This is a genomic window from Desulfomicrobium salsuginis (genome assembly GCF_054657795.1).
Genome location: NZ_BAAHYA010000001.1, coordinates 317090 through 329779 on the forward strand (window position 1 = coordinate 317090; position 12690 = coordinate 329779).

General features: G+C 67.2%; 16 protein-coding genes. 6 read left to right on the forward strand and 10 right to left on the reverse strand.

Going from position 1 to position 12690, the window contains the following annotated elements:
• Positions 1 to 12: 12 nt before the first annotated feature.
• The 5 genes from ACYQ3G_RS01335 to ACYQ3G_RS01355 all read left to right on the forward strand — a co-directional run bounded on the left by ACYQ3G_RS01335 (position 13) and on the right by ACYQ3G_RS01355 (position 2567).
• Positions 13 to 447, forward strand: a complete 435-nt coding sequence (locus tag ACYQ3G_RS01335; protein WP_028577608.1) for an NIL domain-containing protein — start codon at positions 13 to 15, stop codon at positions 445 to 447.
• 10 nt (positions 448 to 457) lie between these two features.
• Complete coding sequence (locus tag ACYQ3G_RS01340) at positions 458 to 991, forward strand: PilZ domain-containing protein (RefSeq protein WP_459821650.1); 534 nt, start codon at positions 458 to 460, stop codon at positions 989 to 991.
• An 11-nt stretch (positions 992 to 1002) separates the two neighbouring features.
• Positions 1003 to 1731, forward strand: coding sequence for a protein phosphatase CheZ (locus tag ACYQ3G_RS01345; RefSeq protein WP_459821652.1), 729 nt, complete (start codon positions 1003 to 1005; stop codon positions 1729 to 1731).
• 73 nt (positions 1732 to 1804) lie between these two features.
• Positions 1805 to 2092 (forward strand): hypothetical protein, encoded by a 288-nt coding sequence (locus ACYQ3G_RS01350; protein ID WP_459821654.1) that lies wholly within the window; start codon positions 1805 to 1807, stop codon positions 2090 to 2092.
• 13 nt (positions 2093 to 2105) lie between these two features.
• A complete protein-coding gene (locus ACYQ3G_RS01355) occupies positions 2106 to 2567 on the forward strand; it encodes a C-GCAxxG-C-C family protein (protein WP_459821656.1) in 462 nt (153 codons plus the stop codon).
• Between the two features lie 26 nt (positions 2568 to 2593).
• Here ACYQ3G_RS01355 and ACYQ3G_RS01360 read toward each other — a convergent pair whose 3' ends face one another.
• The 6 genes from ACYQ3G_RS01360 to ybgF are packed head-to-tail and all read right to left on the reverse strand — an operon-like array spanning position 2594 to position 7638.
• Entirely contained in the window at positions 2594 to 3532 is a 939-nt protein-coding gene (locus ACYQ3G_RS01360; protein ID WP_459821658.1) for a tyrosine recombinase XerC, read from the reverse strand.
• Complete coding sequence (locus tag ACYQ3G_RS01365; RefSeq protein ID WP_459821660.1) at positions 3504 to 4442, reverse strand: GGDEF domain-containing response regulator; 939 nt, start codon at positions 4440 to 4442, stop codon at positions 3504 to 3506. Before ACYQ3G_RS01365 ends, ACYQ3G_RS01360 begins: the two co-directional genes overlap by 29 nt.
• Positions 4443 to 4452: 10 nt before the next feature.
• On the reverse strand, positions 4453 to 5277 hold the full coding sequence (locus ACYQ3G_RS01370; protein ID WP_459821662.1) for an HDOD domain-containing protein: 825 nt from the start codon (positions 5275 to 5277) through the stop codon (positions 4453 to 4455).
• Positions 5277 to 5627, reverse strand: a complete 351-nt coding sequence (locus ACYQ3G_RS01375) for a hypothetical protein (protein WP_459821665.1) — start codon at positions 5625 to 5627, stop codon at positions 5277 to 5279. The genes ACYQ3G_RS01370 and ACYQ3G_RS01375 overlap by 1 nt, the downstream gene beginning before the upstream one ends.
• A 21-nt stretch (positions 5628 to 5648) precedes the next feature.
• Positions 5649 to 6776 carry a DNA-processing protein DprA gene (gene dprA, locus ACYQ3G_RS01380; protein ID WP_459821670.1) on the reverse strand — a complete coding sequence of 376 codons (1128 nt, stop codon included), beginning with the start codon at positions 6774 to 6776 and terminating at the stop codon, positions 5649 to 5651.
• Positions 6769 to 7638: a tol-pal system protein YbgF gene (gene ybgF / locus ACYQ3G_RS01385; protein ID WP_459821672.1), complete on the reverse strand. Its 870-nt coding sequence runs from the start codon at positions 7636 to 7638 to the stop codon at positions 6769 to 6771. The genes dprA and ybgF overlap by 8 nt, the downstream gene beginning before the upstream one ends.
• Before the next feature lie 167 nt (positions 7639 to 7805).
• Here ybgF and ACYQ3G_RS01390 point away from each other — a divergent pair, with 167 nt between their 5' ends.
• A complete protein-coding gene (locus tag ACYQ3G_RS01390; protein ID WP_459821674.1) occupies positions 7806 to 8771 on the forward strand; it encodes a hypothetical protein in 966 nt (321 codons plus the stop codon).
• Positions 8772 to 9132: 361 nt separating this feature from the next.
• Here ACYQ3G_RS01390 and ACYQ3G_RS01395 read toward each other — a convergent pair whose 3' ends face one another.
• From ACYQ3G_RS01395 to ACYQ3G_RS01410, 4 genes are all read right to left on the reverse strand, one after another.
• Positions 9133 to 9804 carry a gamma-glutamyl-gamma-aminobutyrate hydrolase family protein gene (locus ACYQ3G_RS01395; RefSeq protein WP_459821677.1) on the reverse strand — a complete coding sequence of 224 codons (672 nt, stop codon included), beginning with the start codon at positions 9802 to 9804 and terminating at the stop codon, positions 9133 to 9135.
• Positions 9777 to 10769 carry an amidoligase family protein gene (locus ACYQ3G_RS01400; protein ID WP_459821679.1) on the reverse strand — a complete coding sequence of 331 codons (993 nt, stop codon included), beginning with the start codon at positions 10767 to 10769 and terminating at the stop codon, positions 9777 to 9779. Before ACYQ3G_RS01400 ends, ACYQ3G_RS01395 begins: the two co-directional genes overlap by 28 nt.
• A 183-nt stretch (positions 10770 to 10952) precedes the next feature.
• Positions 10953 to 11390, reverse strand: a complete 438-nt coding sequence (locus ACYQ3G_RS01405) for a ribonuclease D (protein WP_459821683.1) — start codon at positions 11388 to 11390, stop codon at positions 10953 to 10955.
• Positions 11391 to 11510: 120 nt separating this feature from the next.
• Complete coding sequence (locus ACYQ3G_RS01410; RefSeq protein ID WP_459821685.1) at positions 11511 to 12659, reverse strand: hypothetical protein; 1149 nt, start codon at positions 12657 to 12659, stop codon at positions 11511 to 11513.
• Between the last annotated feature and the right edge of the window lie 31 nt (positions 12660 to 12690).

Genomic DNA, 12690 nt, shown 5'->3' on the forward strand with positions numbered 1-12690 from the left:
GCAGGACAGCACATGACCACCCACGAATACAGCCGCATCGTCAGCCTGCGCTTCCCCCCGGAATCGTCGGGCCAGCCCATGATGTACAACTTGGCCAAGCTCTTTGACCTGACCTTCAACATCCTGCAGGCCAATATCAACCCTCGCCGCGAGGGGCACATGATCCTGGAGCTCTCGGGCACCACGGAGCACTACCGTCAGGGCGTGACCTACCTGCAGGAGCAGGGCATCAAGGTCACCCCCGTGGCCCACGAGATCTCGCGCAGCGAGGAATTGTGCATGCACTGCGGCCTGTGCACGGCGCTGTGCCCGTCCAAGGCGCTGCACCTCAATCTCGAAACCAGGAAGGTCGATTTCGACCAGGAGAAGTGCACGGCCTGCAACATGTGCGTCACCGTCTGCCCCGTGCACGCCATGGTCATGGAAGTCGACACCAACGTCTGGTGACGGAGGGAACATGAGCGTCGCGGAGCGCACCTTTGCACGCATCGACACGGCCCTGAAAGGGTATCTGCGGGTCCTGCCCGAGGGCAGCCTCAAGCCCCTCTTCAACGCCTCGCCGGCCGCGTCCGGGCCTCAGCTTTCTGAGGCCGCCCAGGACGCCATGCCCGACGGGCTGGTCCAGTACCTGCGCAGCATGAACGAGAAGCTGAGCGCCATCCTCGCGCTCCTGACCCAGCAGTCCCTGCAGGAGGATTTCCCCGCAACCGTCCTCATCCACGACATCAGCGGCGCCGGGCTGCGCTTCAGCGCGGACCGCGACTTCCGGCTGGGCCAGGCCGTGGAGGTCGTCGTCGCCCTGGGCAGCCAGCCCCAGAGCCTGGCGGGCACCACCGGCGTGCTCATCCGCGAGGAGGAACACCGGGGGCACAAGGTCTGGGCTCTGGAGTTCAGGGAGATGCGCGAAGCCGAGCGCGAAAAGATCGTGCAGTTCGTGGTCGACCGGCAGCGCGAACAACTGCGGGAGAGGCACCTCTCCCCCTCATCCTGACCGGAGGCCCGATGCACAAGGAACAGCTGAGCCAGGAACTGCTGAACAGGATCACGGCCCGGGCCGAAAGCACCATCCGCGACGTCATCTCCGCGGCGCTTTCGGAAGAGATCAACCGCGCCCTGACCATGGCTCTGACCGAGGGCGAATTCTACCGCGCCATCAGCAAGGACCTGCAGGACGGTCTGAAGTCCATCTACAAGGAAATCAACGCCGCCGCGATAAACGGAACGGCGCTGCCCGTGGAGACGCCGGCGCCCGTGGCCGGCGAGATGTTTTCCGAAGCCTCGACCCAGCTCGGCGCCATCCTGCAGACCACGGAAAAGGCTACCGAGAGCATCATGACCCTGGTCGAGAAGCATCTGGACCAGACGGAACGATCCGCGGCGCTTCTGGATTCCCTGGCCGCCCGGGAAGCCTCTCCCGAAATCGCGGAGCTGCGCGCAGGCCAGCAGGCCCTGGGCGAGGACCTGATGGAGATCATGACCACCCTCAGCTTCCAGGACCTGACGGGCCAGCGCATCAAGCGCATCGTCGCCGCCCTGCAGCAGATCGAGAAGGTGGTCTTCGAACTCTACATGGCCACGGGCCTGTCCATGAAGGCCATGGAGGAGAACCCGGAGCGCAGCGTCGAGGAGATCCGCCAGACATCCAAGGAGCGGGCCACGGGGCTCAAAGGCCCCCAGGCCGGGGCGTCCCAGACCGACGTGGACGACCTGCTGAGCCAGCTCGGCCTGTAGCCGCCATATTTCAAACACCAGCGAGCCGGCCGCGGACATGCACCGCGGCCGGCTCTTTTCACGGAGAAGCACCATGCCCCAGATAAGCGACATCACCCTCTTCAACCTGACCCGGACCATGAGCGTCCTGGACCAGCTCTACCAGCAGGACCCCGACACCTACGAGGACTTCGTGCGCGAAATCTGCGCCGAGTTCACCCTGGCCCGTGAGTACATGATGGCCATCCAGGAGATGGCGAGCCAGGACGCGGGACGCGACTCCATGGCCCAGGCCGACCTGACTCTGCGCCACCTGCTGGCCCTGTGGGTCCTGTCCAACGACCTGGCCGTGCCCCTGGCCGGGGCCGACCAGATGCAGTAGCCCAGGAATCGTCATGGCTGAAATATCGCACGACGAGGTACGGCACTCCGCCGAAGACCTCTGGGACTCCGGCTTCTACTGCGCGGAAAGCGTCCTGCTGGCCGTGACCAGGGCCGAAGGGATTCAGTCGCCGCTCTTGCCCGCGGTGGCCTCGGCCTTCTGCAGCGGCCAGGCCCGGACCTGCGGCCCGTGCGGTGCCCTGAGCGGGGCCCTCATGGCCGTGGGAGCGGTGCTGGGACGCAGGTCGGAAAAGGACGCCATGGACGCGGTCTATGTGGCCGGCGGGCAGCTCATCGAAAGGTTCGAGGGCGAATTCGGCAGCCGCGACTGCCGGACGCTCCTCGACGGGTGCGACCTCGGGACCCCCGGGGGCCAGGTCATGTTCCGCGAACGCGGGTTCATGGCGCGCTGCCGGAACTTCACCGGCAGGGCGGCCGACATGGCCCGGGAAATCATCGACGAACACCGGCGCTGACGCCGCAAGGTCGGCCGGGGGCTCTTTCAGGATTCTTCGGACTCGCCCGACTTCCCCGCCAGGGGATGGGCCGCGTCGTAGACGCGCATGATCTGCGCCAGGTCAAGGTGGGTGTAGCGCTGGGTGGTCGAGATGCGCGAGTGGCCCAGCAGCTCCTGCACGCTTCTGAGGTCCGCGCCGGCCTGCAGCATGTGCGTGGCGAAGCTGTGGCGCAGGGTGTGTGGGCTGATGGTGGACGGGACGCCGCTCAGCGCCGCCATGGCCTTGACGATGCGGTCGGCCTGCTTGCGGGTCAGCCTCCCCCCGCGCTTCCCCAGAAACACGGCCTGTTCCCGCAGCGCGGGGCCGAAGGCCCCCCTCTGCTCGATATAGCGCCGCAACCGCTCCACGGCAGGCCCCGTCAGGGGGACGACCCGCTCCTTCCTGCCCTTGCCCAGCACCCGCAGCAGCCGCTGATCCAGATCCACATCCCCGAAATCGAGCCCCAGGGCCTCGCTGACGCGCAGGCCCGAACCGTACAGCACCTCCAGCAGCGCCAGGTCGCGCAGGCCTTCGGGGTCGGGCGTGACGTCGCTCTCGACCAGATGGACGGCCTGGTCGACGTTCAGGACCTTGGGGTGGAGCTTGGGCAGCTTCGGGTTGGACAGGGACGCGCAAGGGTCTTCGGCCACGAGCTTGCGCTGGCGCAGGAAGCGGTAGAAGGCGCGCAGGGCCGAGAGCTTGCGGCAGACGCTCGACTTGGCCAGGCTCCTGCGGTGCAGGTCAGCGAGGAAGGCCGTGACGTCGTTCTTGCTCACCGCCGCCGGGTCGTGCAGGCCCTTGCCCCGCCGCTGCAGAAAGACGTGCACGCCCTCCAGGTCCGAGCCGTAGGCCGCCACGGTGGCCGGCGAGTAGCCGCGCTGGGCGTCGAGGTACAGCAGGAACAGGGCGACGGGGTCAGGCGTTGGACCGCTTGTCCATGACATAGCAGCTCCCCGGGTTCTTCTTGGCTTCCTTCTTCAGGTTCATGGCGATCTGGGACGCCTCGCCGAAGTGCTTGAGGCGGCCACCGCGGTTGAAGACCACGGCGATGGAGATGGCCATGATGGGGAAGACCTGCTCGTTGCCCCGCCGGTCCAGGGAATGGATGGCCCCGCGGGCGCGGTCCTCCTGGTCGTAGAAATGGGGCACGATGGAGTCGAAGTTGTCGATGACTTGCTGACAGGCGCTCTCGGCCTTGTCGGGCGGGACGATGAAGACGAAGTCGTCGCCGCCCACGTGCCCGACGAAGGTGCTGGCGCCCATAAAGCCACGGATGGAGTTGACGATGACCCGGGCCGTCATCAGCAGCACCTCGTCCCCGCGCGAAAAGCCGTACTTATCGTTGAAGGACTTGAAGTGGTCCAGGTCGATGTAGGCCAGGGCGAAGTCCTCCTGCCGGTCGATGAGGTCCTGGATCTTGTGGATGATGGACGTGTTGCCCGGCAGCTTGGTCAGGGGGCTGGCGTCAAGTTCGCGGGTGGAGCGGTGGTAGGCCAAAACGAGGCGGGCCTTGGCCGTGGCCGGCGAGATGGGCTTGACCAGGAAATCGTCGATCTCGAGGGTGCTGAAATCCAGGGTTTCGGCCACATCCTCGTCCGCCAGGCACAGAACCACGGGCAGCTGGCGGTAGACGTTCTCGCCCTTGATGAGACGTACCAGATCGGCCCCGGCCAGGTCGGGCAGCTGTTCATCCACGACCAGCAGGTCTGGCGGCTCGGAAAAGAGGAACTCCAGGGCCGAGGTTCCCCGGCCGAAGCAGGTCCATTTGACGTCGTCCTCGGGCCACAGGGCCCGCAGGCTCCCTTCGAGCTTGGGGTCGGCCGTGACCAGGAAGAAATGCTTGCCGTCCTTCATGTCCGCCGTCCTAGACCAGGTCCATAAAATCGCGCTCCAGATCGTCCATGATCCGGTACAGCACCTCGGGGGTGATCTCCAGGGCCTCCAGCACCCCCTCGTCCAGGGTGCTGACCTGGTCGTCGCCGCCGCTGCCCACGCCGTAGAGTCGGGCCAGAAAGTCGCCCACGTGCACGACCTGCGCCACCTTCGGGTAGAGGGAGGCCGACATGGGCCGGTGGTGGTAGGACAGCCCCTCCTTCAGGTTGGGCGGCAGGTTCCAGTAGGTGCAAAGCCAGAGGTTGATGCGGTCGTGGGCGAAGCCCAGAACCTCGGCCTCGGCCCTGCGGTAGGCCAGGTCCTTTTCGCGGACCAGGGCGTCGATGGCCGCGCGGCTGTCCGGCAGCTGCACGGCGGCCACGACCTTGCCGATGTCATGCAGCAGGCCGGCCACGGCGTACTCCTCCGGGTCCTTGCAGCCGATGGCGCGGGCAATGGCGGAACTGGCCAAGGCGCAGCCCAGGCTGTGCTCCCACAGGCCCTTCATGTTCTCGTTCATGACGTCGAACACGGAGGTGGAGATGATGATGCCCTTGATGACATTGAAGCCCAGGAGCACCAGGGCGTGCTGGATGGAGCCGATGCGTCCGGGAAAGCCGTAGATGGGCGAATTGACCATCTTCAGGACCTTGGCCGACAGGACCTGATCCCTGGAGATGGCCTTGCTGATCTGATCCGTGGAGGTGTTCGGGTCCTGCACGAGGACGGCGACCTCCTCCAGAACTCCGGGCAGGGTTGGCAGGTCCTTGACGGCCAGGATCTCGCCCTTTTGCTTCGTGCGCAGATCTTCGTCCATCATTCACCTCCCGCCTGCGCCGCCTGGGCCGCGGCCAGGGCGCACTTGCGCGCATAGTAGTCGGAAATGAGCCCCTTCACGCGCTGCATGTATTTGTCTTCCGTGAAGTTGCGGAAGAGAAAGTCCAGCCGTTCCTGCTTCTTGGCCAGGGCCTCGGCGCCGCAGCCGTCGCCCATGCCCAGGGCGTCGCCCTGCACGGCCACCTCCTCCACCCCCATGTTGCCCAGTTTGGAAATGAGGGATTCCGTCAGCTTCGTGCCGGCCGCCACGAGGACCATGCCGTTGTCGCGGGTCACGGGCTTGGCCAGGACCATGTCGGGCCTCGCCAGTTGCAGGGGTATCTTTTGCATGCGTTTCTCCGATGCCTTCATTCAGGTTGCCAGGGCATAGTACATCCCCGGCAGCTGCTTCACAAGGCCTTGCAATTCCATGAAGAGGAGCGTGGCGCTGACCTTGTCCACAGGCCACCCCGTACCGCGGGTCAGGGCGTCGATGTGCTGCGGGTCGCCGCCGCGGAGCAGACGGTGCACCACCCTGTGCTCGGGGTCGTCCGGTTCGGGCCGATCGGTCTTCTCCGCACCATGTTGAGTTGATAAGAAGCAGGTGGCGTCAGGCAAGGAGAGTCCCGTCAGGCGCGGCTGCAGTTCCCGCAGGATGTCCTCGCCGCTCTGCACCAGACAGGCCCCCTGCCGGATGAGCTGGTGACTGCCCTGGTAGGTTTTGAGATTGGCCGGGCCGGGCAGGGCGAAGACGTCGCGATTCTGGGCCAGGGCCAGTTCGGCCGTGATGAGGCTGCCGCTGCCGATGGCCCCCTCGACCACGAGGACGCCCAGGGAAAGGCCGCTGACGATGCGGTTGCGGTGGGGAAAATTCATGCCGTCGGGCCGCGTGCCCGGCGCGAATTCGCTGACGATGAGGCCCTCGGCGGCGACGCGGTCCCAAAGGTCGCGGTTGGACGCCGGATAGACCAGGTCCGGACCCGTGCCCAGGACGGCGATGGTCCCGCCCACACCTCCGAGGGCCCCGAGATGGGCGGCGCGGTCGATGCCGTGGGCGAAGCCCGAAACCACGCAGATCCCGGCGCGGCTCAGGGAGGAAGCCATGGCATCGGCCATGCCCAAGCCGTAGCGCGACGCCGCGCGGGAACCGACCACGGCCACGCAGGGCCGAGTCAGCAGGCTCAGGTCGCCGAGATGGTACAGGAAAAGCGGAGGGTCGGGAATCTCGCGCAACAGGTCGGGCCAGGCTTGGTCGCGGTAGAACACGACGGACAGGCCAAGTTCCCGGGCCCTGCGCTCCTCGGCCAGGGCCTTCTCCCGCCAGGCACCGCGTCCGAACGCCTCCTGCACGCGGGCCGAGGTCAGCCCGCGCCCGGCCCAGGACGCCCACTGGTCGGCAGCCGCCGCCGCGCCTCCGAAGGCGTCCAGCAGGCGCTTCCAGGTCCGCGGTCCCAGGCCGCGGGTATGGCGCAGGGCCAGACTGGCGGCGAACTCATCCATGGGTCGCAACCATGGTGCCGCTCTCGCCGCTGCCCTGCAGCCTGCCCCGCGCCTGCCGCCCCAGCCGGGACGCGCCGGAATCGGGATAGCGCGCATCGAGCTGGTCCAGATACGCCCTGGCCGCGTCGCTGCGTCCCTGGCGCATGGCCGCATAAGCCATCTTCAGCAGAGCGTCCGGGCTCTTGGCGTGGCGGGGATGCTCCCGCAGCACGCGGGCGAAGGCCTGCATGGCCAGGTCGTAACGGCCCTGGTCGTACCACGTCTCGCCCGTCCAGTAGAGGGCGTTGGGGGCCAGGGCATGGCCGGGGAAAACCTGCAGAAACTCGGCGAAACGCTGTCTGGCCTCCTCGTGCCGGCCGGCTTCGTAGGCCTTGAGCGCCTGGGCGTACAGGCTCTCGGGACCGGCCTTGACGGCCGCCTTCGGTGGCGTGCCCCCTTCGGCTCGGGACGCCGGCGTCGCAGGGGACTGCGCCGGTTCCGGACCGCGCGGGGTTTCAGGACCTGCCGCAGGCGCGGCTTCAGGGGCCGGCAGGGAAGCCGTTTGCCGTCGTTCGTCGGGGATCGGCCTTGCGGCCGCTTTCGTTTCGTCGGGCAGGATGGTGTGGAGCAGGACGACTCCGGTGCGCGTCATGCGCAGCACGCGCGCGACGGGTCGGCGCAGGACGACCGGTTTGGGGGCGGTGACTGCGTCCAGGGCGGCGGACATCCGCGCCGGTACGGCCCGCATGACGGCGAAAAGCCCGGCAAGGGCCTTTTCCGCAGCAGCCCGGCCGGGTTGACCCGGATGCACGTACATGCCGGCGGCGAACGTGAGCAGGACGCCGACAAGCACTCCGGCCCCGAAGGCCAGCACTGTTTTCATGGCTTCACCACCATATCCCCCGTGGTTACGACCGAGGCATAGGAGAGAACGGGCCGATTTTCAAGGGAGTGCGCGCCTTGCCTCTTGCGCCCTTTTGGTGCAGATAGCCCGCATTCGATACCCTTGACCATACTCTTCGACATACAGACATCACGCGCGAGGTACCTATGGCGCTTTCCGTACCCCAGTGGGCGTTTGCCCTGCTCCCCCTACTGCTCCTGCTGGCTGCCCTGTTCTGGGGCGCGCCGGCCATCTCCCTGGTCAGCGAACTGATCGGCCTGGTTTCCGGCAAACCCTTCCCGGCCCGTGTAGCCCGTCAGGTTTCGCGGCTCGGCGTGCGCGGACACGCCCTTTTCTGGGTCGCCGTGCTGGCCGGCTGGGCCCTGGTCATGGGCCGCCCGTTCTGGCAGTCCGAATTCGCCATGGCCAACCTGATGCTTCTGGCCGTGACCCTGGCCCTGCCCTTTTTCGGGACCCTGGCCCTGGTGGCCTACGACCTGGGCTGGAAAACGGCCAAGGATCGCCGGACCGTGCATGTCCTGCTCGGCTGCGTCGGCAATGTGGCCGTCAAATGCGGATACTGGGGCCTCGTCCTGCTGACCCTGCTCTATTTCCGGGGCCTGCCCCTGGACGACCCGGCCTTTCTTCCCCCATGGGGCTCGGCCGTGTGGCCCCTGGCGGCCCTGTGGCTGCCCATGGCCCTGTGCCTGACCGCCGCCGGAGGCCTCGTCTACCTGCTCCTGCGCCGCAACGCCGACGACTGGGGCCGCGACTACTACCGTTTCGCCCCCCCCTTCCTGTGCACGTGGCACATCGCCCTGGGGCTGGTCACCTTGGCGATCACGGTCTGGATGTACCTCAGCCTGAAGGGCGTCTTCAACCTGCACCTGCCCCAAATCTTCTACGCCGGAGCGGCTTCTGCTGCCTGCCTGGTCCTGGCCATGGCCCTGTCCCTCGTGGTCCGCGTCAGCGAAAATCCCATGCGCCTCAAGGGCTGCATGATCGTCATCGCCCTGGCCACCATGCTGCACGCGGGCCTGCTGGCCGTCGCCGCCATCGAGACCCTGAACCGCTACGTTCCCGGTTGGGACGTGCCGACCTTCATGCCGCGAGTCCTGCACCTGTTCATGTAGCCGGAAAGAAAAGCGGACCTGCGCCTGCTGCCGGCTGACGCCGCGCGCTCCAAGACGTGCCGAGAGGGCATTCCACCGGCGTGGGTGAACATACTGAATGGACGTGGATCCCCGCCTTCGCGGGGATGACGTCGTACCACCGCTGAATGCCGTAGCCACGCCGCGCGGATCTACGTGCTGACGGTAGGTACATCGGCCGGATCGCGTCGTCACCGTGTCATCCCCGCGAAGGCATTGAACGGATCTGCTTGCTGACGATGAGTACCTCAGCCGGATCGCATCGTCACCGAGTCATCCCCGCGAAGGCGGGGATCCATCCCCTTATCGTGCGGCTCCCTCGCAGCGCACGTCGCACCGAAAATCATTCCCTCTTCGCATTCCTCACCAGCCAGCGGAAGAGCGCAAACTGCGAAGGGAGGTACAGCAGGTACTCCGGGTGCCACTGCACGCCGATGGCCGGACGCTCCCCGACGCACTCCACCGCCTGCACGATCTCGTCGCGGTCCCGCCCCACCACGGTCAGTCCCGTGCCGGGCCTGTGCACGGCCTGGTGATGCAGGCTGTTGACCCTGAGTTTGTCTGTGCCGCAGACGCCTGCCACCAGGGAGTCGGGGTCGAGGCGCACCCGCTTGGTCGGCAGGAGGCCCGGCCGGTTGGAGGTGCGCTTGCGCAGGTGACGGATGTCCTGGTGCAGCGTGCCGCCCAGGACCACGTTGATGAGCTGCGCCCCACGGCAGATGCCCAGCAGCGGCACCCCGTGCGACAGGGCCCAGCGGATGCACTCGATCTCCAGCAGGTCGCGCTTGGGATCGGCCTTGACCTTGCCCGACAGGTCGCCGCCGAAGTGCTCGGGACTGATGTCGTTGCCGCCGCCGATGACGAGCGCGTCCATGCTGCGCACGCTGGCCCTGTGGCGCACGCTGATGCGCACGGGCTCGGCCCCGGCCAGCCGCAGGGCCAGCCGGGTGCACCACCAGGCCGGCGACCAGAGCCGGCCGTTGCCGGTCACGCCAACGCGCGGTCTGCCAGCCATCGGTCAACGAACTCGACCCAGTCGCCGCGGCTCACGCCCAGGATGGGCCTTTCGGCGGCCAGAAAGGCATCGGACAGCGCGCGGAGGTCGTCCCCGCTGCCGGCCAGGCGCTCCACGACGCACCAGATGTTCCAGGCATCGGACAGAGACCACTCGGGGCGGTCGATGAGACAATCGGGCAGGCGGTAATGGAGGGCCGGACGGGCCCGGACCTTCATGTCGCTGACGGTCCGGCGCACGCGCTTTTCATCAATGTGCGCCAGCAGGGGCAGCATGTCCAGGGCGCGGTTGCGGCTGGGATTGTGTTCGAGATACGCCTCGAAAATCCTGTCCATGCCCGGCTCCGAACCCGCACACAGCAGTCGCATGTACGCCTCGGGGTAGAGGTCGACGTAGGGGCTGACCCGCCGTGCGATATCCACGTCATGGGCCTCGACCAACCACCACTGCAGCAGGGAGAAGGCTTTGAGGTAGGCATGCAGCGTCGGGGCGTCCAGCTGCGGCATCTCGATGTTGATGTGCAGCCCGTAGGCCGCCAGGAGGGATTCCTCGGTGCCGACGGCGCCGGCCTCGCGCAATGCGTGCAGCAGCGGCTCCAGCCTGGCCATGTCGGTGAGGGGAAGCGGGGGGCAGACCACCTCCACGGGCACGAACAGGGCCGCCGCCTGGCTCAGGAGTTCGAGCCATTCCCCGCCCCTGTCCGCATCGGCGCCGGTTTGGGCGGCCTTGACCTTCAGGAAGGACCAGTCCAGTTCGACATGGAACACGCCGAGCCCGTCGGACTGAAAGCGCACTTCCGCGGCCGTCCGCGACGCTACGCGCCCGCCCATGGACTTCTCCAGGGCGGCGACGGCGTCATCCAGGGAAATACCGGAAAACTCCAGTTCGAACCCCACCCGCCTGGGCCGGCCGTCGCCCGTGCCGAGGTGCGGCGGCATGTGGAAAGACCCTTCTGACTGCTTCATGAACGCCACTCCCTCCAATCCCGCCCGATACCCGGAATCCTCTGCGCGCAGGCCGGGACGTTGTCCTGACGCATTGCAGCCGTGGACATCGTATCCCACGAATCGGCCTGCTTATCCAGGCCCCTCGCTGTACGGCCAGGAAATTCGAAGAAGGCGTCGCGACAGGTGCGGCGCGGCCGGAGGTCAGTCCCTGTCGTCCGGGCCGAGCTGGCGGGCGTGGTTGCGCCAGAGGTTCCACAGGGTGCCCTTGGACCACTGTCCGTCCCCGGACAGCGTCGGGATTTGCTCCGTCTGGAAGATCTCGCAGATGCGGGCGAAAGACAGGTCCTGGCGGCGCAATTCTCGGATGCGCTCGAGGGCGGCGCGCTTTGCGCCGGACAAGGGACGGGGGGTGGATGCGGGAGCCGCGCAATCAGGCCCGGCGGGCGTGACGGAAAGGGAGGAGACCAGGGCCGTCAGGGCAGCCAGCCGTTCGCCCTGCTCGCGCAGCATGGCCTTCATTTCGGCCAGTTCAGCCCGCAGATGGTCGATGGAGTCCCGGTCCCGCTGGGCCAGCCGGGAAAGAGCCTCGTCGCGGATGCCGCGGGCCCGCTGACGCGCCTCGTCGCCGGGCCGGGTCATGAGCGGTTCTCCGTCATGGCCGCCCGGCGGCGAAGGGCTTGAAGAAGGGACGCGGGGCATGTGGAACGGGACATGGGACTCCGGCGCGTCTGCAGCGTTGTTTTCGGGGCGACCCGCCTGTCAGGGGTGCGCCGTCCCGGGTGCCCCGGCCCGGGCGACCTGGATCAGGGTCTGTCGGCCGAGACGCTGTTTGAGGAATTCCTTGAGCACGATCTTGACCATCTCCTCGCGGCTCATGTCCCGCAGGTACTCGCCCGAGGTCAGCAGCTTCTTGAAGGGGCCCGCCAGGGACGAGGACGACTCGCCGGCGGCGATGGCGTCGAGGTAGGGGGCGACCTGGGCGCGCAGGCTCTCGGGGCTGTCCCCCTGCAGTTCCCTGTACATGGCGGCCAGTTCCCCGGCCTGCGGCAGACGGGGGGATTCGAGAACGGCCTTGAAATCCGCGGCGAAGCGCTTGATGCCGTTGACGATGTGCATCTGCTTGACCATGTTGACCTTGGCCCAACCCGCGTTCAGCCATTTGAAGGAGCCGGCGCGCACGACGCCGGCGTTGGTGTCCGAGACGAACACGAGGACCGAGTAGGCATTGTACATGTAGGAATCGACCCAACCCAGGCCCGTCTTGGTCAGCCCGGTCTCGGCCGAGTAGAGGTAGTTCCAGTCCGAGTCGGGCCCCACCACCAACCCCTTGCGGCCGATGTCGGAGGGTTCGTTCTGGCAGGCCACGGAGACGAGCACCGGCCCCGTCGGGCCTGGAAAGACGGCCATGGCCCGGTCCTGCTTGTAGACGTAATACCCGCCCGTGTTGGCGTCGGGCGTGATGGTCTCGCGCTCGCGCCCGCGCAGGAGGAAAGACCCGCCCTGCTCCACGGCGCGCGACAGTCCCTTGAGGCCCTCGCGGGTGGCCGGTTCGAGCCATTCCTGCTCCCGCACCGAGGACGGCATGGTCACGTAGACCGGAATGTCCGGGTTGTAGGCGTAGTCCACGACCCGCGCCAGATCCCCGCGCAGGGTGAAGGAGTGGAAGGCACCCGAGGCCTTGTCGCGGTCCCGCATGGCCATGCTCTTGTCCTGCGGCGTGGCGGCCACAAACGACACGATTGCGTTCAGCTTGTCGGGGGCGAGGTCTGCCGGCCCCTGGGGCACGGTCAGGAGATATTCGAGTTCGGGGTACAGGGACTCCGGGACGGACGGCAGGGACTCGGCGCGAACAGGGGCCGCGAACCCGAGAATCAGGGCGGCCAAAAGGCAAAGAAGGCGAAGGGTCATGAAAAACTTCCGGTTACATGGTGGGGGACCG

Bases quoted from the DNA above. Each gene is read 5' to 3' on its own strand.
- ACYQ3G_RS01335 (WP_028577608.1), top strand. From the start codon at position 13: ATGACCACCCACGAATACAGCCGCATCGTCAGCCTGCGCTTCCCCCCG.
- ACYQ3G_RS01340 (WP_459821650.1), top strand. From the start codon at position 458: ATGAGCGTCGCGGAGCGCACCTTTGCACGCATCGACACGGCCCTGAAA.
- ACYQ3G_RS01345 (WP_459821652.1), top strand. From the start codon at position 1,003: ATGCACAAGGAACAGCTGAGCCAGGAACTGCTGAACAGGATCACGGCC.
- ACYQ3G_RS01350 (WP_459821654.1), top strand. From the start codon at position 1,805: ATGCCCCAGATAAGCGACATCACCCTCTTCAACCTGACCCGGACCATG.
- ACYQ3G_RS01355 (WP_459821656.1), top strand. From the start codon at position 2,106: ATGGCTGAAATATCGCACGACGAGGTACGGCACTCCGCCGAAGACCTC.
- ACYQ3G_RS01360 (WP_459821658.1), bottom strand. From the start codon at position 3,532: ATGTCATGGACAAGCGGTCCAACGCCTGACCCCGTCGCCCTGTTCCTG.
- ACYQ3G_RS01365 (WP_459821660.1), bottom strand. From the start codon at position 4,442: ATGAAGGACGGCAAGCATTTCTTCCTGGTCACGGCCGACCCCAAGCTC.
- ACYQ3G_RS01370 (WP_459821662.1), bottom strand. From the start codon at position 5,277: ATGGACGAAGATCTGCGCACGAAGCAAAAGGGCGAGATCCTGGCCGTC.
- ACYQ3G_RS01375 (WP_459821665.1), bottom strand. From the start codon at position 5,627: ATGCAAAAGATACCCCTGCAACTGGCGAGGCCCGACATGGTCCTGGCC.
- dprA (WP_459821670.1), bottom strand. From the start codon at position 6,776: ATGGATGAGTTCGCCGCCAGTCTGGCCCTGCGCCATACCCGCGGCCTG.
- ybgF (WP_459821672.1), bottom strand. From the start codon at position 7,638: ATGAAAACAGTGCTGGCCTTCGGGGCCGGAGTGCTTGTCGGCGTCCTG.
- ACYQ3G_RS01390 (WP_459821674.1), top strand. From the start codon at position 7,806: ATGGCGCTTTCCGTACCCCAGTGGGCGTTTGCCCTGCTCCCCCTACTG.
- ACYQ3G_RS01395 (WP_459821677.1), bottom strand. From the start codon at position 9,804: ATGGCTGGCAGACCGCGCGTTGGCGTGACCGGCAACGGCCGGCTCTGG.
- ACYQ3G_RS01400 (WP_459821679.1), bottom strand. From the start codon at position 10,769: ATGAAGCAGTCAGAAGGGTCTTTCCACATGCCGCCGCACCTCGGCACG.
- ACYQ3G_RS01405 (WP_459821683.1), bottom strand. From the start codon at position 11,390: ATGACCCGGCCCGGCGACGAGGCGCGTCAGCGGGCCCGCGGCATCCGC.
- ACYQ3G_RS01410 (WP_459821685.1), bottom strand. From the start codon at position 12,659: ATGACCCTTCGCCTTCTTTGCCTTTTGGCCGCCCTGATTCTCGGGTTC.